16 protein-coding genes are annotated in these 19584 nt (G+C 41.7%); 5 read left to right on the top strand and 11 right to left on the bottom strand.

Features of this window, described 5'->3' with window-relative positions; translation table 11 throughout:
* Positions 1–19: 19 nt before the first annotated feature.
* On the top strand, positions 20–2272 hold the full coding sequence (malQ, locus tag HXT46_RS00550) for a 4-alpha-glucanotransferase (protein WP_421786032.1): 2253 nt from the start codon (positions 20–22) through the stop codon (positions 2270–2272).
* 331 nt (positions 2273–2603) lie between these two features.
* Here malQ and HXT46_RS00545 read toward each other — a convergent pair whose 3' ends face one another.
* The 3 genes from HXT46_RS00545 to HXT46_RS00535 all read right to left on the bottom strand — a co-directional run bounded on the left by HXT46_RS00545 (position 2604) and on the right by HXT46_RS00535 (position 5050).
* Positions 2604–3218, bottom strand: a complete 615-nt coding sequence (locus HXT46_RS00545) for a DUF624 domain-containing protein (protein ID WP_421786030.1) — start codon at positions 3216–3218, stop codon at positions 2604–2606.
* Between the two features lie 147 nt (positions 3219–3365).
* Positions 3366–4199, bottom strand: a complete 834-nt coding sequence (locus tag HXT46_RS00540; RefSeq protein WP_004113778.1) for a carbohydrate ABC transporter permease — start codon at positions 4197–4199, stop codon at positions 3366–3368.
* A complete protein-coding gene (locus HXT46_RS00535) occupies positions 4196–5050 on the bottom strand; it encodes a carbohydrate ABC transporter permease (protein WP_004138422.1) in 855 nt (284 codons plus the stop codon). The genes HXT46_RS00540 and HXT46_RS00535 overlap by 4 nt, the downstream gene beginning before the upstream one ends.
* A 349-nt stretch (positions 5051–5399) precedes the next feature.
* On the opposite strand from HXT46_RS00535, the gene HXT46_RS00530 reads away from it, so the two are divergent.
* Positions 5400–6419 (top strand): LacI family DNA-binding transcriptional regulator, encoded by a 1020-nt coding sequence (locus tag HXT46_RS00530; RefSeq protein ID WP_004118123.1) that lies wholly within the window; start codon positions 5400–5402, stop codon positions 6417–6419.
* A gap of 251 nt (positions 6420–6670) precedes the next feature.
* On the opposite strand, the gene HXT46_RS00525 is transcribed toward HXT46_RS00530, so the two are convergent.
* Positions 6671–8014, bottom strand: coding sequence for an ABC transporter substrate-binding protein (locus HXT46_RS00525; protein ID WP_004138370.1), 1344 nt, complete (start codon positions 8012–8014; stop codon positions 6671–6673).
* 154 nt (positions 8015–8168) lie between these two features.
* Positions 8169–8927 (bottom strand): histidine phosphatase family protein, encoded by a 759-nt coding sequence (locus HXT46_RS00520; RefSeq protein WP_004138413.1) that lies wholly within the window; start codon positions 8925–8927, stop codon positions 8169–8171.
* Positions 8928–9110: 183 nt separating this feature from the next.
* Between HXT46_RS00520 and HXT46_RS00515 the strand changes: the two genes are divergently transcribed.
* Both HXT46_RS00515 and HXT46_RS00510 read left to right on the top strand, forming a co-directional pair.
* Positions 9111–9695 carry a hypothetical protein gene (locus HXT46_RS00515; protein ID WP_004138443.1) on the top strand — a complete coding sequence of 195 codons (585 nt, stop codon included), beginning with the start codon at positions 9111–9113 and terminating at the stop codon, positions 9693–9695.
* Between the two features lie 73 nt (positions 9696–9768).
* Positions 9769–10584: a nitroreductase family protein gene (locus HXT46_RS00510; RefSeq protein ID WP_004138445.1), complete on the top strand. Its 816-nt coding sequence runs from the start codon at positions 9769–9771 to the stop codon at positions 10582–10584.
* A gap of 47 nt (positions 10585–10631) precedes the next feature.
* Here HXT46_RS00510 and HXT46_RS00505 read toward each other — a convergent pair whose 3' ends face one another.
* Together HXT46_RS00505 and HXT46_RS00500 are read right to left on the bottom strand one after the other, a co-directional pair.
* Positions 10632–10898 carry a hypothetical protein gene (locus HXT46_RS00505; RefSeq protein ID WP_004138399.1) on the bottom strand — a complete coding sequence of 89 codons (267 nt, stop codon included), beginning with the start codon at positions 10896–10898 and terminating at the stop codon, positions 10632–10634.
* 279 nt (positions 10899–11177) lie between these two features.
* Positions 11178–13241: a cation:proton antiporter gene (locus HXT46_RS00500; RefSeq protein ID WP_004138447.1), complete on the bottom strand. Its 2064-nt coding sequence runs from the start codon at positions 13239–13241 to the stop codon at positions 11178–11180.
* A 360-nt stretch (positions 13242–13601) separates the two neighbouring features.
* Between HXT46_RS00500 and HXT46_RS00495 the strand changes: the two genes are divergently transcribed.
* Complete coding sequence (locus HXT46_RS00495) at positions 13602–15131, top strand: aminotransferase class I/II-fold pyridoxal phosphate-dependent enzyme (RefSeq protein ID WP_004138415.1); 1530 nt, start codon at positions 13602–13604, stop codon at positions 15129–15131.
* 142 nt (positions 15132–15273) lie between these two features.
* Here the strand turns inward: HXT46_RS00495 and HXT46_RS00490 are convergent, their stop codons facing one another.
* Genes HXT46_RS00490 through HXT46_RS00475 form a run of 4 tightly spaced genes read right to left on the bottom strand, consistent with a single transcriptional unit; the run spans position 15274 to position 19500 of the window.
* On the bottom strand, positions 15274–16332 hold the full coding sequence (locus HXT46_RS00490) for a LacI family DNA-binding transcriptional regulator (RefSeq protein WP_004113759.1): 1059 nt from the start codon (positions 16330–16332) through the stop codon (positions 15274–15276).
* Between the two features lie 29 nt (positions 16333–16361).
* On the bottom strand, positions 16362–17741 hold the full coding sequence (locus HXT46_RS00485) for a glycoside hydrolase family 13 protein (protein ID WP_004138409.1): 1380 nt from the start codon (positions 17739–17741) through the stop codon (positions 16362–16364).
* A gap of 32 nt (positions 17742–17773) precedes the next feature.
* Entirely contained in the window at positions 17774–18595 is an 822-nt protein-coding gene (locus tag HXT46_RS00480; protein ID WP_004112888.1) for a carbohydrate ABC transporter permease, read from the bottom strand.
* A complete protein-coding gene (locus HXT46_RS00475) occupies positions 18595–19500 on the bottom strand; it encodes a carbohydrate ABC transporter permease (RefSeq protein ID WP_004118115.1) in 906 nt (301 codons plus the stop codon). Before HXT46_RS00475 ends, HXT46_RS00480 begins: the two co-directional genes overlap by 1 nt.
* Positions 19501–19584 lie beyond the last annotated feature (84 nt).

Here is a 19584-nt window from a genome sequence, read left to right as displayed (position 1 = left end):
TGATTAACAAAGGAGCATCATGAGCACAACAGACAACGCCAAAACAAAGGCTGCCACGCCTGTGCCCGTAGAAGAAAGCACAGAACGACTCAATCGTCCACTAATTCAGTTAGCAAAAGCCTGCGGAGTTGCAACTTTCTACATCGACCAACTAGGCGACTATACGGAAATTACCGATGAAGCTCTTGTTGGCGTGCTAGATGCACTAGGTTGGCAAGCAGATACAGAGGAAAATATTGCAAACTCACTAAAACGAGTGCAAGAAAAGCGAGATAGCGAACTTCTGCCACCAACAGTTGTATGCTTTAATGGCACAAAAACAATAGTGCCTGTGCACACTGGCGGTAGTGCAATCGACCCAAGCAAAATCCACGTAACACTGACTTTAGAAGACGGAACAGAATACGAGGATACGCCTGATAAGCCGCTTAATAACTTTAAGACAAGCAAAGAGGGCGACTTATTGCTGGAACTTCCAGAAGATTTGCCAATGGGTTACCACACTCTGAAAGCAACTGTAGATGACGAATGCGCCTTGCATGCTCAGGTTACACTGATTTCTGCTCCAGCAAGAATCCCTCTTCCGCAAAGCGTTCAGGAACGCCATCGCTGGGGTTACATGACTCAGCTCTACTCCGTGCGATCAAAGGAATCTTGGGGAGTTGGCGATTATGGAGACTTGCGTAGGCTGCTTAAAGACGCGGGTAGCATTGGCAAAGCCGACTTCATGCTTATAAACCCAATTCACGCCTGCGCACCAGTGGCGCCTTTAGAGCCTTCGCCTTATTTGCCTGAGTCGCGCAGATTCTTAAACGTAACTTATATTCGCCCACAGGATATTCCAGAATACACGCAATTAAGCGATAGCCAGAGAGAACAAGTGGAAGCTCTGCACGAGTCGGTTGAAGCGCAAAACAACGATCCAAATCCTATGGATATTAACGCTGCTTGGAGCGCAAAGCTACCAGCACTAAAGATGATTTTTGAGCAGCCTAGAAGCGCAGAGCGTGAGCAGGATTTCGCAGACTTTAAGGCGCGTTCTGGAGAAGACTTAGACGCTTTTGCGACTTGGTGCGTAGCCTTCGAGGTTTGGGGCGCTCCTTGGGGAGATAACCTTTGGTTTGATACCACTGGCAAGGGCACTCCTCAGATTGACGCGCTTAAGCGCGAGCACGCTGATTTGTTGGAGTTCCACCGCTGGCTGCAGTGGATTGCAGACGAGCAGGTTGCAGCTGCCCATGCCGAAGCTAAAGCCGCTGGAATGGCGATTGGTCTTATGCAAGACATGGCTGTTGGCGTTCACGGCTATGGTGCAGATGTGTGGTGGAGCCCAGAGCGATTTGCTAACGGCGTTAGCGTTGGTGCACCTCCAGACTTCTACAACCAGCAAGGTCAGGATTGGGGTCAGCCTCCATTTGACCCTAATTATCTAGACGAAACTGGTTACATTGCATACCGAGACATGGTTCACAACGTGTTCTTGCATGCTGGCGCAGTTCGCATTGACCACGTGCTTGGGCTTTTCCGCTTATGGTGGATTCCGCAAGGTCAAGGAGCTAAAAACGGTGCTTACGTGTACTACAACGTGGACGCTATGCTTGCTGTTCTTAGCATTGAGGCAACTCGCGCAGGCGGATTGGTGATTGGCGAAGATTTGGGCACTGTTCCAGCATATGTTTCTAAGGTTCTTGCCTCGCATGGAATTCTTGGAACTGTTGTTGAATGGTTCACTCACAACGACGATGCAGAAAAAGCCGCTAAGAAGGCTGGTAAAAAGCAGATTATATTTGCAAACCCTTCTACATACCGCGAATACGCTTTGGCATCTGTTACAACTCACGACATGCCACCTACAGCTGGATACCTTGCTTTTGAGCATGTTAAGCTTCGCGAGGAGCTTCACTTGCTTACCGATTCTGTAGAAAGCTTCCAGAAGGCTGCGAGCGCAGAACGGGACGCCATGATGAAGATGCTTTTGGAAGGCGGATGGATTAGCAAGGATGCTGCCGAACATGTAGAAGACCATGTGCAAGAGATTGTGGAGGCTATGCATGCGATTATGCGCACTTCCCCATCTTTGCTTTTGCAAGTGGCGCTTGTTGACGCAGTTGGAGAAAAGCGTTCGCAGAATCAGCCTGGAACCAGTACAGAATATCCAAATTGGCGTATTCCTCTTGCTGATAAAGATGGCAATGTTGTTCATACCGACGAAGTGTTTAAGTCACCTAGAGTGCTTTCTATGGCAGCTGTTATGAACGGCAAAAATAATTAGAATTTAAGCCAAAATAACAATAAAAATAACAAAAAAGAAAGGGTGAAAACCTTTATAAATAAAGCTATTTAGAGTATAATGAAAGGGCATGGTTATCTGTTAAGAGTAACTTGTTTCCCTCCCCGACATGGTGTTAGGATTTGCGCATAGTTGCACATTTAAAGCACCTTGTAATGATGTCCCAAATGAGGCGAACATCCATGATGATGTTCGCCTCATTAATTATTCTGCAGAATACACGAATACCTAGTTACCCCCGATTACCCAGTTATCCGAATACACGATTACTTGGTTACATCTAATTCTCGGGTTACTAATGTCAATTCACAAATCACTTACCACTTGTTTTAACGTATTTTGCAAACACACGCTCAAGCAGCGGAGTATGGAGCATAATCAAAGACCCCCATCCAAGCAAAATCAACAGCGGTAATCCCTGCAAAAAATACTTTAAAGATAAATAGACAAGCGCAAAAAATACAAAGTCAAGCAAAACCATCATAAAAGTGGTTGCAATGTAAGATACGCTAAAAATCAACGAATTAATCAAAGTTCTACCAACAGAATTTTCAAATCTTGCTTGAAGAGCAAACACCCATTGAGCAACCAAAACCCATAAAATACTGATCGCAAACTTTATTATTAAAAGTGGCGTAAGCTGCAGAAAAATCCAAGACCCTACAATTGCCACAAGAATCGGAAGCAAAATTATCCAAATAATAGTAGATTTAACAAAATTATTTTTAAAAGATTTAAAATAGATTGAAGTTGTGTGCGCTTCTCCGCGTTCAATCCTTCTAGCAGTTTCATGAGCAGCTGTAATAGATGCGCCAATCGTTATAATCGGAATACTCGTAATAATCATTAAAATGGTAAGCCATACTGCATCTGCAAACGATTCCATTCCTTGAGCAAACTTTGAATCGGGGATGCCAAAAGAAATCATTACAACCACTCCCGCATAGTTAAACGCAATCTAAAACAAATCTAAAATAACAATACACTAAAAAATACACTTAAACACAAATGATGGTGGAAGCAAAGTTTTGCAACCACCATCATCATGCAACCGAGGTCCGAAGGAGAAAAGACCTCAGCCTTTTACCGCACCAGCCATAACGCCTTTGATAATATACTTCTGGCAGATGAGGTAGAAGATAATAATTGGAAGAATGGCAAGAACCAAGCAGCCCATCATGGCACCCATTTCAACGGAACCATAACCACCCTTCAAATATTGAACTGCAATCGAAACAGTCTTATACTTGTTCAAATCCAAAGTTAGGTAAGGAAGAAGGAAGTCGTTCCAAATCCACATTGTTTGCAAGATAGAAACGGATATAATAGCAGGTCTCATAATTGGAACAATAATCTGGAAGAATATGCGAGGCACTGAAGCACCATCAATCATTGCGGACTCTTCCAATTCCTGAGGAATACCCTTCACAACGCCCGTGAAAATAAACACAGCCAAACCTGCGCCAAAACCAAGGTAGATAATCCACAATCCCCAAGGGGTGTTCAACCCAAGCTTTGTAGTGATGTTGGAAAGAGTGAACATAACCATCTGGAATGGCACAATCATATTGAACAAGAACAATACGTAAAGCAGCCTTGCAGCCCAATTGTTTACTCGCACAATCCACCATGCACACATCGAAGTGCACAAAAGAATCAGAACCACAGCGCCAATCGTTACAACAATTGTCCACCAAAAGCTCATCAACAAATTCGTGCGGTTAATGCCAAGAACGTAATTATCAAAACCAATAAACGACTTTGGAGTAAGTGAAAATGGCTCGCTAGCAATATACACCTTTGACTTAAAGGAATTCATAAACACTAACGCAATTGGGAAAATCCACAACAAACTCACTACAGCAAAAAGCGTGGTCCAAAGCACAGGATGCTTAGTCTTCTCGTTCATGCTGCCACCTCCTTAGACGTTGTCAACCTGTTCTGAATCAAAGCAATTACAGCCACAATGATGAAGAATATGACTGCCTTTGCCTGACCGACGCCTTCACCATTGATTCTTCCATAGAATGTGTTGAAAATGTTCAACGCCAACATCTCCGACTTTCTGGAAGGAGCACCATTAGTCAACGCCAAGTTCTGATCGAACAGCTTGAATCCGTTTGTAACAGTCAAGAATGTGCACACTGTAATGGACGGCATCATAAGAGGAATCGTAATCTTAAACAGCGTTTGCGTTGGGTTTGCGCCATCAACAGCTGCCGCCTCAATAACATCTCCTGGAAGCGCCTGCAAACCAGCAATGTAAATAATCATCATATATCCGATTTGCTGCCAGCATATCAAAAGAACCATGCCCCAGAATCCGTACGTCGCAGAATACGTAATAGCACGACCAAAGTAGCCTAAAATACCATTAAGCACTACTTGCCAAACATATCCCAAAACAATGCCACCAATAAGATTTGGCATAAAGAACACTGTACGGAATAAGTTTGAACCTTTGAACTTCTTTGTAAGCATATACGCAATTGCAAAAGCAATAACGTTAATAACAACTGTTGTTACCACAGTAAAAGCAGTTGTGAAAATCAACGAATGAATAAAATGAGGATCGCGCAAAGCCTTGCGATAATTGCGAATACCCACAAACTTTCCATCCGTAACAGTATGGAACTTAGTAAAGCTAAGATACACACCCATCACGAACGGCACTAAAAAGCCGATTACAAAAGCAGCAAACGTTGGCAAAGCGAATAACGCCCACCATTTGCGTATTGCTTTTCCACTCATATTAATCATGACTCGTCACTTTCTCCTCCTTGAGTACAACGCTTGTACGAGCGTCGACGCCCGAACCAATACTTTTATATTACTACATGCAACAGCAATGTCAAACGTTGTCATTTTTTGCATGTCGTTACGCGATGAAATCAAAATTAAATGTGAAGAAAATCCCTATTTTTGGCGATTTTGCAGCAAAATCTGCTATTATTATTTTTATTGCAAACGTTTGTGTATAAGAGGCGCAATGAACATTGATGTATGCGCTGCTCATATACTATCGTTGAAGATGATTGAATGATATTAATGAAGACATTAATAAAAATATTGATGAAGATATTGATGTTGTGCGAATAAAGGAGTTCACATGCCGGCTAATATTCAAGATGTTGCCAACGAAGCTCACGTATCAGTATCTACTGTTTCACGCTCATTTACACGACCAGACTTAGTTTCCGCAATAACTCGCGACAAAGTGTTGGCTATTGCAGAAAAACTAAACTTCTCAATATCTCGTTCTGCAGCCGCTTTAAAATCTGGCAAAACTCTAAGAGTCGCACTACTAATGAGCGACAGCATTCGACTGTGGTTTAGCGCATCCATAATGCAAGGATTGAATCAGGTTCTTCACCCAGCAGGATACGATCTATCAATTTTCCAAATATCCAGCAGCCAAGAGCGCGCAGAATTCTTTGATATGCTACCAACTCGAAGAAATGCGGATGCTGTAATAGTTTGCTCATTTGACGTAAATAAGTCGGAAGTTGCTTCATTAAAGGCAACTGGCGTACCGGTTTTAGGCATAAATTGCTTATATCCTATGGACTGCGATTTTGACGCAACAATTAATATTGACGACAATCAGGGCGCGAGGCTTATGGCTCGTCACCTTATTGGATTAGGTCATAAAAACATAGCTTATATTCGCACAAATCGCGATGTTTCCCTTCATTTCAGCGTTTTACAACGTTATCATTCGTTTATTGACGAATGCAAGATTAACAATATTACGCCTACCGAAATCGTAGCTCCAGAAGGTTTAGACCGCATAAGTTCAATAGTTTCATCGCTTTTAAGCAACAGTAGTATGCCTACCGCAATCGCATGCCAAGAAGACGGGATAGCAATACCTTTAATGTTCCAGCTTTCTAGAAGCGGATACAGCACACCAGGTGATCTTTCAATTATCGGTTTTGACGACAGCTTCTACGCTAGAGAAACAGGACTTACAACTATCAGACAAGACCCTGTAAGCATGGCAGTGGATGCTGCAAAAATGACTTTATCTTTAATTAATGGAGATTATTTAGATGAAAGTCGCAGATACATTACGATTCCAGCACAGTTAATTGTGCGCTCGAGTACATCTCAACTTGACGTAGCTTAGTTCAAGTACCATCTTAAATACAATCTTAAAATACTATTTAAATATCAGAATAGATTCAAACAAAATTCAGCCTAAATTCAAACAAAAGAGCTTCAAACCCCTAAGGCTTGAAGCTCTTTTGGTAGGCTATTAATGCACTGTGCTAATGCAATTACATCAACAGCCCAATCTTAAATTATCGTTTTAAATTATGTTCTTAAATTATGACTTTAATTTGTAATCAAGTTTAAGCCGAATAATCAATATTCAGATTAATCCTGATCTTCGTGAGTCTGAGCAACTTCCTTAGCCCAATTGTCAACGAAGGCGCTCTTAACCTTATCCCACTTGCCAGTGCCCTGAGCATACTCAAGCAAAGCGGAGCCAAGATCGTTCTTCCAGTTGTCAGATGGCATCATAGTGAAGTTCCAGCTTACAGGAGTCTTACCAGACTGAGCATCTTCAACAGCAGCAGCAGTCAAAGGATTCTCAGACTTCATATCAGCAAAGCTCTTGAATGGAGTGGTGAAGCCCATCTTCTTAGACATAGCTTCCTTGCCATAATCAGAGGTAAGAACCCACTTCAAGAAGTCCTTAGTTGCCTTCTTGTTTGCATCCGAAGTCTTATCGTTAATGCACCAGTAGTTCTCGGAGCCAGTAGCCAAGCCCTGCTTTTCTTCGCCCTTAGCACCAATGTAGATTGGGAGCATGCCAAGGTCTTCAGCCTTCATACCAGCCTTCTGCAAGTCGGTCCAAGCCCAAGTACCATTCTGATAGAACACAGCCTTGCCAAGCGAGAACTCAGAGTTTGCATCCTCACCAGTCTTAGAGCTGAGCTGAGTTGCAGGAGTGGTGGAATCAGTAATGTAAAGATCAAAGATCTTCTTGTATCCGTCAAGGAACGTGCCCTTGATCTTTGCTGGCTGCTTAGTTACCTTGTCTGCCTTGAACTCATAGTACAGAGGAATGTTTGCAAGGTGAGTCTTAAAGCGCCAATCAGAGCTGGAATCGAAGCCAGCAGAAGTGAAAGCACCATCAACACCAAGTTCACCCTTACGAGCCTGAATGTCGTCAGCAACAGCCTTAAGCTTATCGAAGGAATTAATCTCTTCAGCAGACTTTACCTTTGCATCCTTAAGCTCAGTGTACTTCTTTAACAAAGACTTGTTGTAAATCAAGCCGTAAGTTTCCATTGCGTATGGAACACCAACAACCTTATCTCCGTCCTTAAGAGCAATATCCTTGTTCTGAAGCTGCTTGTAAAGCTCCGTATCCTTAAGATCTGCAGTGTAATCCTTCCAAGATGCATATCCAACAGGACCATTCACCTGGAAGAGTGTAGGGGCTTCATCACCCTTGCTGATTTCACTCTTAAGAGACTGCTCATATGTGCCAGAAGCAGCGTTCTGGACCTTTACAGGAATACCAGTCTTCTTGGTATATTCCTTAGCAACTTCCTTCCACTGATCAGCAGATTCTGGCTTGAAGTTAAGGAAGTAAACCTTACCCTTATCGGAAGAATCCGAAGAGCTGGAACCACATGCAGCGAGCGCACCGAATGCCATCGCGGAGCAAGCTACAAGTGCAATTGTTGACTTAATTGTACGATTCATCATCGAACCTTTCTCCTATGCCGTCGACCCTACTATGAGCCGCCGCACCCCTAGGTGCCCTTTTCGACAATTTTTATTATGCCTCAAATGCAAAGATATTGCAAACGATAGCAGTGTTGATATGATGGCGTGTCGCACAATCTGCAACAATCACAAATCAACAATTCCAGCGAACGATTACACGATCTCCCTTATAAGTTCCAAGAGCGCTGTAGTGGGCGGTGTCTAGTCGCAGCAACCGCGCTTGAGACGCATCAACGCCTAACCATCTCATAGCTAAAATTCTAAGAACATGCGCGTGCGCAACAATAATCACATCCTTGCCGCTTTTAAGCTTTGGCAAAACAGAGTCGATTATTTTTTGCGTTCTATCAGAAACATCCTGCAGACTTTCCCCATTGCAGCGTACTACTTTCACCGTTTCACCACTCGGAAGAGACTCTTCACAAGAATCCGACATAAACTCTGGAAGAGCCTTAGGACCATCTCGCCAAACATCCCACGATTCTACTCCGCTTAACGCGGAGACATCTTTTCTAGTTCGCCCTTCTGCACACCCATAATCCCATTCAGCTGCGTATTCTAACGGCGTGCAATACGTAAAACCCGCCAGTTGAGCTGTTTGACGAGCACGAACAAGAGGGCTTACAAACTGGCAATCCGCATCAAAACCCTTAGGAAATGCTTGTCGAATGCGCTCACCAGCATAAACTGCTTGCGAACAACCAATTTGAGTAAGCGGTATATCCGTTCTACCTGTATGCTGACCTGATTCGCTCCAAACAGTTTGTCCGTGACGCAAAAGAACAAGTCTTCCCTCTGGAGCTCCGCCACAAGTTGCTGGAACATCTTGAATCTCGTACGAATCTCCGCTAAATGAACCACCATTAACGTCAACGTCAATACTGTTCAGCATAAATCCACTCCGCCTTAAGCACCGCCAACAAGTCGAAAATCTGCGCTTGGTGCCTTAGCGCAAATCTAAACCCATTACTTACAAACTGGCTCCACTGCCATGTTCGCTCGCTTTTATAACACTTTTATAACACTTTTACATGTCAATTACTAATTGGTATTTCGCTACCATTAACATAAAAATATGACGTTAACCCAAAATGATTCACGATATGATTCACGGAATGATTCGCAGCACAATTCACGACAAGACTTTTCTGGTCAATTTTATACCGAATCTTCCAACGCGCATGCAGATTATTGTGCGACTCATAATGCGTCTCGCAGCGCAACCCGCAGCGCTTCAAATCTTACAATTAAGCGTTTAAACAAGGTTAACGATAAAGCTATTGCATTAAGACAAAAAAGACTTAAAAATCCTGACACTTTGTTAGATATGATTGCAAAATCTGCAATTCCTGCAATTGTTACAATGGTCGTAGGTAAAGTCGCAGAAATCGTATGGAAGCATTACGTAAAAAACAATAAAATGCACAAAATCGCGCAAAATAAACAATTTGAGAAATACAGAAAAAATAAAAGTAGCAAAAATAAAGACGTAAATAGAGAAGACTATAAAAAAATCAGTAAAGACAATAAACAAGAAGATTCTTTGCTCATGAACATCGGGCTTGCGATTTTTAGCGCAATCTTAACAACAGTTGCAGGTAGATACACAAATCGCGCGGTACTATCTGCAATTAAGAAAAGGCAAAGTCGCAGAAAATAACAAGAAAAACAAGTATTTTAAGTAGCCCAAATAGCATAAATATTTTTAAATAGCATAATTTTAAGGAAATAAAATGACAGAGTTGCAACAAAATAACGATCAAAACAACAATAAACAGATTGAAGAAAATAAAACAATTCAGACACTTCTAAATCGTAGATCTATACGCGCTTTTAAAAACGAGCCGATTAGCGAAAATATTGTAAAAACGTTGGAAGCAGCAGCACAGCGCGCAGCTTGTAGTCAGTTTTTAAACGACTGGTCCGCAATTAAAATCACTAGCAAAAATCTTAAACAAAAGCTTTCCCAGCTTGGAAATCAAACTTATATAGCCACAGCACCACTTTTGTATGTTTTTATTATTGACCAGCACAGAAATGCTGCTATAGCGCGCAAAAATGGCATTGATGCAGACGGGAACGACTTTACGCTTAAAACAGGATACAGGTTCTCACAATCACAAAATGACGCAATTCTTGCACTACACGCTATGGAAACAGCCGCAGAATCGCTTGGACTTGGATGCGTAATTCTTGGTTCAATTTTGAACAATATACCCGATTTAATTGAACTTTTGAAGTTGCCAAAATACACGTATCCAGTACTTGGGCTTGCGATTGGCGAGCCAGACCAAAGCCCAGAGCTAAAGCCGCGCATGGACTCGAGCATGCAATTCTTTGAAAATGAATACCCTATCAGCGATGATGTTTTGCTTGAAAAACTTGCAGAATTCGATGAAAGAGTGCATAAATACTACGATTTGCGAAATGCTAGCAAACCAGTAGACGCGTTCAGCGCACAAATCGCAAAGCTTGCTGTAGATTCTGGCGCCAAAAACCATAGTTGCGAATCGCAGCTTAATGCGCAAGGATTTACTTTTAAGTATTGATTTATTGATTTGCTGATTTTTAGTGTTAATTATTTAGCATTAATTATTTAACGAAGACGCGGCTTATATCCGCGTTTTCTAGACTTAGGTTTGGTTGTTTCAAATCGCGAGCGCATATCGCAATACTTACGAATTGCAGGATTTGAATGCGTTAAATGCCAACTTCCGCAATAATCGCATTTATAAACCCATAATCTTGCTCCGCGCTCTCTAAGGCTTTTATCCGCTGCCATAAGAGCCTGCCCTTTATTGGCATACATTATTTTTTGAGTAGATTCACATCTGCGCGGAGTAAAGAAATACATGTAACCCATAGTATCACCGCAACAAACTGCGTTGATTCGCAACTTTATGTGCCAAATCAGCCGAGCGGCTACTAATAGCCGCGAGGAATAGCGCGCGCTTAGACCGCGTGCGAATCGACGATTTCGAGCTGCATAATGCGCGAGAAATCACCTCGATTCGCTGAGCCGCTCAAAGCAGAAGCACTGCTTCTGCGCGGCGAAGTCGTTCGCGCGCTTAGACCGCGCGAACGACACAGCACGCCGCAAAGTTAATACAAACGCACTACAAAGCTGCATTTAACACAAAACTTACACATCTGCATTAGCATCAACATTCATAACATAAACGTTGTTTCGCAACTGCCGCTCTTGTGCACGCGTAATGTAACCCGCCTCATACATCTCGTGAATAATCCTAAGCTCAATCGCATAGCTTTCACGCTTAACATCATCAATCCTCTCAATCATTTTTACGCTCATAGCAACATTTGGCCTAGATCTAAGAAGCGCCTCATTAGCCCTATATTCACGCAAAAGCGTTGAACAATGCTCCGTATTATATGTTTCCTTATGCATTTCCTGATACAAGCGTTTAACAACGCTATGTATAACGTCAATATGAATCTGCCGAACGCGCACAAAAATCATGTCTTCTCTAAGAAGCGGAGTCGTTCGGCGAATCATATTACTTGTTCGTCTTACAACTGTTACTACTCTTCGCTGAGCAGCCCTAAATCGTCCACGCAAATACCACATTATAGATTGTGATTGTTCCCCTGTGTGAATATGTCTTAAGGAATTCATTATCTGATCCAAAAGCCTCTCGCATGCTTCTGTCTCTAAATTATGAGATTTATTTATACTATCTTGTTTAAGTTCTTTAAGCCTTTGTTTTATATAGTCCTTTTCCCAATTTAGAGCATCTACACGTAATAACAAGTAGTCTTTTGAATCACTCTTATTTACATTTTGTTTTAGCCTATTGATTCGTTCCGTGTAGGAATCAATCACAGATAAAACGGCACCTCGAGTTTCATAATCATCACTTTTAAGATTGTCCTGCGTAACGTTAAGCGTAAGCTCTTCAACGGTTCTCCGCAAAACTTCTATGATTATTGGCGTAACTGCTTCTAGCTCATGATTGTTATCTTTAGGAGATATTAGGGGAAGAATAAAGTTAGCTAGCAAAAGCGTTACTACTATCACCACTCCAGCAATAAAAATCAATTCATTTCTAAGCGAGAAGCTAATTGGAAGCGTAAACATCAGCGCTAATGTTAAAGTTCCTTTTGCTCCACCTAATGTCATTATTACGGACGATTTTAGCCAATCTACATCTCGCCTATTTGCTTTAGATCGACTTGCAAGGCGAATCATAATAACCATCCACAAGAATCGAACGCCTATAATGGCAACTAAAGTTACGCAAATAATCGCCACTAGAATAAGATTGTTAATTCCACGATCATTCCAACTTGAACTTACTACTTTTGGAAGCGCGATTCCCAAAAGCACAAAAACAGCACCATTAAGCCCAAAAGATAGAACGCTCCAAACACTGTTTGCCACTATATTTGTTCGCGAAACATTAGGACCTACTCCAGAACGATCGAATTTTGTAAGCAATCCTGCAGTAACTAGCGCAAGCATTCCCGAAGTTTCAAGGCTTTCTGCACCCATGTATAGCAAAAATGGTAGGAATAATTCCATTAATATTCTAGTTTTCGTAGTTTCCCAACCTAGTGACCTGATTTTTTCAAAAAGCCAGTTTGCAGCAAAACCTACTAACGCGCCTACTGCTATTCCACCAAAGAATTTTGTTGTAAAACTGCTTAATGCTGGAACAATGTCGAAAACGCCTGAGGATGCTACCAACACTGCAAATTGGAATCCTACTATTCCAGATGCGTCATTAAATAATGATTCGCCTTGAAGAACGCTAAATTGTTTACGCGTAAGCGACACTTCGTGACTTAAAGCGCTTACTGCCACGGCATCTGTTGGACCTAATGCAGCACCCAACACAAGAGCTGCCGTAATTGGCACAAACGGCCATATTGCAGGCAATAGAATGCCAACAACAATCATTGTGGCTAAAACTAACCCAACAGCTAGCGTGGCGGAATATTTGAAAGAAGACAGTAAAGCTAGCTTATTGATTTCTCTAGACTCAAAGTATATAAGTGGCGCAACTATAACGACCATAAACATGTTTGGATCTAAAGATGCGTTTGGGAAAAATGGCAATTCCGAGGCAATAATACCCATAGCTATCTGCACAAGTGGCACTGAAACTCTTGGTATAAAACGCTCCAAGAATGATGACAGCACTACAACTGCCATTATGTACAGAATTAGCTCAAAAACTGGCATAGTGCTATAACTCCCCTTGCTTATTTGCCATATTTTTCCAGCTTATCGAAACATGGCAACCGCGCGAAATATAAGAAAATGGTAAAACAATTTGAGTAATTCAAAGTAATCTAAAATAAATCTAAAAATTGTCTATTTATTCAAAAGTTCAACATAGATTCAAAAAGTTCATAATTGTTCGCACGGTTCTGTCAAAATTCAAAATAAATTCAATTCTAGACTTGCAAAATGCTTTTTTATGCGTAAAATTGTCTTTTAATCGCCTCAAAGTTCAATTTATAGCTTCTATTTTGAACTTTGTTGTAAGTTTGTTCAATTTAAGAATGCTGATTTTATAAGCTTCTATAAGAAAGACGGATTATGGCACAGAATTTTGCAAACGACCTTAAAAAGGCCATGAAAATCAAAGAATATAAGCAGATTGATGTAATCGATCTTGCAGCAAAAAGCGGCCATAAGCTTGGCAAAAGCCAGTTAAGCCAGTATTTAAGCGGTAAAACTGAGCCACGCAAAGACGTGCGAGATATGCTTGCACAAATTCTTGAAATTAGCGACTACGGAATCAAAGGTGGGCATTCTTGCGCAAAAACCGCGCAAAAGGCGCAAGCAGATTGCAGCGAGCAGCACGAGGAAAATCGCCCATTAACAGAAGATGAGCTTTCTGAAACACTCAAACATAGAAACTTCAACAAATCCACCAAACTTGAGCACGTGCTCTACGACGTTCGAGGCCCTGTTGTAGAAGAAGCAAACCGCATGGAAGCAAACGGAACGCATATTTTAAAGCTCAACATTGGAAATCCTGCGCCTTTTGGATTCCGCGCTCCAGACGAAGTGATTTACGACATGCAACAGCAGCTTATTGACTGCGAAGGCTACTCGGATAGTCGTGGACTTTTCTCCGCACGCAAGGCGATTATGCAATACGATCAACTTAAGGGCATTCCAGGCGTGCAAATGGAAGATATTTACACTGGAAACGGCGTTTCCGAGCTGATTAATCTTTCTATGCAAGCGTTGCTTGATTGCGGCGACGAGATTCTTATACCAAGCCCAGACTACCCGTTGTGGACTGCGTGCGCGAGCTTGGCTGGCGGCACTCCTGTGCACTACATGTGTGACGAAAAGTCGCATTGGTACCCAGATATTGCCGATATTCGCTCTAAAATCACGCCTCGCACTAAAGCAATCGTGATTATTAACCCGAATAATCCTACGGGCGTGCTGTATAGTCGCGAAGTTTTGGAAGAGATTGTTAAGATTGCGCGCGAGTTTAATCTGATTATTTTTGCGGACGAGATTTACGATCGTCTTGTTATGGACGGCAAAAAACATGTTTCGATTGCTTCTCTTGCTCCAGACGTGTTCTGCGTAACTTTTAGCGGACTTTCTAAGTCGCATATGATTGCTGGCTTCCGTATTGGTTGGATGAGCCTTTCGGGAGATAAATCCAAAGCTCGCGACTACATTATGGGGCTTAACATGCTGTCTAATATGCGCTTGTGCTCGAACGTTCCTGCGCAATCTATTATTCAGACTGCTTTAGGCGGATACCAAAGCGTTGAGAAGTATTTGGAGCCGGGCGGACGCGTGTATGAGCAGCGCGAGTATTGCTATAACGCACTTCAGGAGATGGATGGCGTAAGCGTCGAGCGACCAGATGCTGCTTTCTACATGTTTGTAAAACTCGATTCTGCTCGCTACAACATTCACGACGACGAACAGTTTGCGCTTGATTTGCTGCGCGACCAAAAGTTGCTGATTGTGCACGGCAAAGGCTTTAATTGGCAGACTCCAGGCTACTTCCGCGTAGTCTACTTGCCACGCTTACAAACGCTTCGCGATGCAATGGGCAAACTCTCCAGCTTCCTCTCCTACTATCGCCAGTAGAAATCATAATTTTTGCATAAACAAAAAATTACGATTAATTCTGACCCTATTCAAGAAATTATGCATATAGTGCCACGCTAAAAAAACTTAACGTGGCACTATATTTTCATAGGAGGAAGGAATCAAGTATTTACTACGCAGCCTATTCTCTTATAGATGCTGCTGGGCCAATTGACTCACGCAGCAGCACAGTAATAGGTAGGCATACGTGACGGGATGATGCTCGTTCATACCCAGCATTCAAAGTCTCTACTATATATTCAGCAGCTAAACGTCCTTTAGTTGTGACAGGTTGTTTAACTGTTGTCAACGGTGGATTACTACATGCAGACTCATCTATATCATCAAAGCCTGTAACAGAAATATCGCGTGGGATTTGTAAACCAGACTGTCTAGCAGCGTCCATTACTCCAAACGCAATAACATCACTAAAACAGATGAATGCAGTTGGTAATACAGAATTATTTTGTTTTATTTGTGCAAAAGCTTCTTCTCCTCCAGTACGAGTACATGGCACTTCAATAACATTTTTCTTATCGACCAGTGGAGCTATTCCATTCTCTTCTAAAGCAGAAACCACACCATCAATACGGCGACGAATTGTTCCATGCCAAGAAAGATACCCATCATCATTACCTGATTCTGGAGAAATCACCACAAAATTGCGATGACCCAATGAAATAAGATGCTCAGTTAATTCTTTCATAGCGCGCGTCTCATCAATATTGATACTCGGAGCCTGGCTATGTACTTCACTGTCAACAATCACAAATGGCTTTCCTTGCTGCATAAGCGCTTCAACTTCACCACGATCTTCTTCTAAACCAGTTACTATAAAACCGTCAACGGCAGCATAAGGAATTGCTTTTAACATAGAATTACGAAGTGGAGGCACTAAAAGAAGCGTCAATCCCTCTCGCTCACAGATTTGCCCAATACCCTGAATAAATTCCGAATAGTATGGGTTTTCTAGCACTCGCCCTAATTGCTGTGGTAGTAACAATCCCAAACTATTTGTCTTTTGAGTTCGCAGCATATAAGCAACAGGATTACGCACATATCCTAGTTCCTTTGCAACTGAAAATATGTGTTCTACAGTTTCTGACGATAAGCGATCAGGAGTATTATACGCAAAGGAGACAGCAGATTTAGAGACACGCGCTGCATCAGCAATATCCTGCATTGTAATTTTCTTTCCCATGCTTCACACTTCTTACTTCTACATTATTTTTACTGTTGAGCCTGCAATACGATCATAGAATTATCTTTATTAGGGCGCCAACTATCTCCAACAGTTACACCATTTATAATTCGCCAATTATGATTTTGCAATTGTTGAGGTAGCTTCGATGAATTATACTCTAATAAATTACTACGTGAAATAATCATCAAAAGAGATTCTTCCTTATGCTCTCGCGAAATAATGACAGTATCTCCATCAACAGCGTAACAACTTTGCGTACCCCTTCGCAACGCAATATGATCACGTCGCAATGCATTTAATTGAACAATTGTACGGAATATTTCAGCATTTGTATCAAGACTATCCCACTGCATGCCAGAACGGCACCCTGGATCATTATCGCCAACCATACCAAGTTCATCACCGTAATAAATCATCGGAGCACCTTCGCAGGCAAACATGCAACAGTAGGCAGTTATGCAATCCTCAGTATTATTTTGATGCGCAGTTAAAACACGCTCAGTATCGTGACTACCCAACAAATTCATCATCCCATGGTGATATCCATACGGTATGCGCTCCTGCAGACGGTTAATACCGTTAACAAAATCGTATGCATTGAATCGCTTTGTTGCAGTAAAACCTAAAACTAAATCACGCAGAGTATAATTCATTGTGCTATCGGTAGTGTCTCCTTGCAACCATTGAGCAGGGTCTCTCCATTCTTCAGCTATCAAACATAATTCTGAATTTTTTGATTTAACAACTTGCCTAAAATCCTGCCAAAATTCTGGATAAATAAAATATGGAACATCAAGACGATAACCGTCGATACCTTGATCAATCCAATATTTCGCAACATTAAAATGATGCTCACGCACCTTTGGATTAAACACATTCCACTTCGGTAGATATTCACAACCAGAACAGGTTTTATAATTAGGCACAGGCAATGACTTAACTGGAAAGTTTTTCACTGAAAAATAATTAACATATTCTGAATTCTCTTCATTTTTAACAACATCTTGAAACATCCAATGAGTTTTACCACAATGATTTAAAACTGCATCTAGTACTATACGTATATTCCGCTTATGCGCTTCATCTACCAATGTATGGAAATCTTCAAGAGTTCCTAAAAGTGGATCGATTTTAAAATAATCGTTTGCGTCATAACGATGATTTGTTGCAGCAGAAAAAATTGGATTCAAATAGAGCGCATTGCAACCTAAATCATGAATATAATCAAGTTTTTCTGTAATTCCAGCAATATTACCACCTAAGAAATTCTCACGCGTAGGCTCAGCATCCCATGGATCAAGCGGCACATGACCTTCAGTTAGCATACCGTAGCCTTCACAACGATAGAAACGATCAGGAAAAATCTGATAAAATCTTGCATCAGGCAACCACTGTGGTATAGACATAATAAACCCCATCCTTAATTTTTCTACAATTTCTAATCTTTCATACCAGTATTGGCAATTCCTCTAACAAGCGCACGTTGGAAGAAAAGGAACACAATAATACTTGGTATTGTTGCAGTCAAAGTTCCTGCCATCAAATAATTCCAAGAGGTTCCGTAACGCCCTACGAAGGATGCTAAACCAATCTGAATTGTACGAGTTTCATCCGTATTCGTAACCAATAACGGCCAAAGGAAATCATTCCACGCAAAGAGAAAACTAAAAATACCAAGCGTCGCAAACGCTGGGGACGACAATGGAACGATTACTTTGAAGAATATTCCAAACCTGCCACAACCGTCAATGCGCGCTGCCTCATCAAGCTCTCGAGGAATTGTTGCAAAATATTGGCGAAGTAAAATAATGCCAAACACATCTGCAAGTCTAGGAACAATCAAAGCATACAGCGTATCGACCCATCCCAAATTAGCGACTATCTCATAAGACGGAATAACAATCACAAAATTAGGAATCATCAATGCAGAAAGCAGCAGAATGAATATTGTTTTCTTCAAAGGAAATTCTAATCGCGCAAAAGCGTAGGCGGCAAAGGCATCAAATATTAAATGTCCTACAACAATTCCTACCGTCATCAATAGCGTATTCCAATAATATTGCGCAAACGGCGCCGCTTGCCAAGCGTGAATATAGTTTTCCCAATGCCATGATGTAGGAAAAATTGAAGTATTCGTGTATGTTTCAGCACGCATTTGCAAAGAAGTAGTGAACATCCACAAAAATGGAATGATTACTGTTGCTGAACCTAAAATCAGAATCGCATGACGCGCCAAACGCGACCATAATGATGACTTCATTATTCTTCTCCTTGTGCTCCAGAAACTTTCCATTGAATCATCGTCACGCCTAGCACTAGCGCAAGCGTAATGAACGCTATTGCTGTTCCATAGCCAAAATCACCGAGCTTGAACGCATCACGATACATCATCATGCCAAGCACTTCCGTGCCTCCGCGAGGACCGCCACCAGTGAGCATGTATGCAAGGTCGAAGGATTGGAAGCTCGTTACTAATGCCTGAACTACTACAAAAAACGTCATTGGAGATAGCAATGGGAAAGTAATCTTCCATAATTTTTGCCACCCAGTAGCTCCATCTAATGCAGCCGCTTCATACACGCTTTTTGGCAATGCTTGTAACGCAGTTAAATACAAAATAGCGTTAAAACCAATATTTTTCCACACGGTCAAAAGAATTAATGCAATAAGCGCAAGCCAACGATTTTGTAACCAATCTGGTCCGTGTATATTGAATTTCATCAACACACTGTTCACGAATCCAGAAGGATCGAGCATATATTTCCACACAATGGCTGCAGCCACAGAAGATGTAACCACTGGAAGGAAGTAAATACTACGATAAATACTCCTACCTCGTATAGGCGCATCAAGCAAAAGCGCGAGCAACAATCCAGTCAGCACACTTAATACACATACACCAGCAGCATAAATAACCGTTACCATTAAGCTATTGAAAAACTCAGGATCTTGGAAAAGACGAACATAGTTTCCCAAGCCAATAAATTTCTTTTCTGGAGAGAATCCATCCCACGATGTTAGTGAAATATATACAGCAGACAACACAGGGTACAGCACGAAACCACCAATAATAAGCACTGCTGGCAACAAGAATACCGCAGCACATATTACTTGATCTTTCTGGTAGTGCCTGTGCGCAGACTTGAGAAAATGACGTTTTTTCATTACATACTCCTTGATGCAAAGAACCCCGATAGCTGAGTCAACTTCATTTCCTTTGACCCAGCTATCGGCACAGTATTTATGCAA

Origin of the sequence: Gardnerella sp. DNF01204, assembly GCF_049244145.1 — a bacterium.
Lineage (GTDB): Bacteria > Actinomycetota > Actinomycetes > Actinomycetales > Bifidobacteriaceae > Bifidobacterium > Bifidobacterium vaginale.
Note: the sequence above shows the minus strand (reverse complement) of the source record. Positions and strands in the feature narration are given on the sequence as shown.

Coding starts and splice junctions, on each gene's coding strand:
- HXT46_RS00540 (WP_004113778.1), bottom strand. CDS start 4,199: ATGAACGAGAAGACTAAGCATCCTGTGCTTTGGACCACGCTTTTTGCT.
- HXT46_RS00480 (WP_004112888.1), bottom strand. CDS start 18,595: ATGAAGTCATCATTATGGTCGCGTTTGGCGCGTCATGCGATTCTGATT.
- HXT46_RS00520 (WP_004138413.1), bottom strand. CDS start 8,927: ATGCTGAACAGTATTGACGTTGACGTTAATGGTGGTTCATTTAGCGGA.
- HXT46_RS00545 (WP_421786030.1), bottom strand. CDS start 3,218: ATGATTTCTTTTGGCATCCCCGATTCAAAGTTTGCTCAAGGAATGGAA.
- HXT46_RS00490 (WP_004113759.1), bottom strand. CDS start 16,332: ATGGGAAAGAAAATTACAATGCAGGATATTGCTGATGCAGCGCGTGTC.
- HXT46_RS00505 (WP_004138399.1), bottom strand. CDS start 10,898: ATGGGTTACATGTATTTCTTTACTCCGCGCAGATGTGAATCTACTCAA.
- HXT46_RS00475 (WP_004118115.1), bottom strand. CDS start 19,500: ATGAAAAAACGTCATTTTCTCAAGTCTGCGCACAGGCACTACCAGAAA.
- HXT46_RS00485 (WP_004138409.1), bottom strand. CDS start 17,741: ATGTCTATACCACAGTGGTTGCCTGATGCAAGATTTTATCAGATTTTT.
- HXT46_RS00515 (WP_004138443.1), top strand. CDS start 9,111: ATGACGTTAACCCAAAATGATTCACGATATGATTCACGGAATGATTCG.
- HXT46_RS00535 (WP_004138422.1), bottom strand. CDS start 5,050: ATGATTAATATGAGTGGAAAAGCAATACGCAAATGGTGGGCGTTATTC.
- HXT46_RS00495 (WP_004138415.1), top strand. CDS start 13,602: ATGGCACAGAATTTTGCAAACGACCTTAAAAAGGCCATGAAAATCAAA.
- HXT46_RS00500 (WP_004138447.1), bottom strand. CDS start 13,241: ATGCCAGTTTTTGAGCTAATTCTGTACATAATGGCAGTTGTAGTGCTG.
- HXT46_RS00530 (WP_004118123.1), top strand. CDS start 5,400: ATGCCGGCTAATATTCAAGATGTTGCCAACGAAGCTCACGTATCAGTA.
- HXT46_RS00510 (WP_004138445.1), top strand. CDS start 9,769: ATGACAGAGTTGCAACAAAATAACGATCAAAACAACAATAAACAGATT.
- malQ (WP_421786032.1), top strand. CDS start 20: ATGAGCACAACAGACAACGCCAAAACAAAGGCTGCCACGCCTGTGCCC.
- HXT46_RS00525 (WP_004138370.1), bottom strand. CDS start 8,014: ATGATGAATCGTACAATTAAGTCAACAATTGCACTTGTAGCTTGCTCC.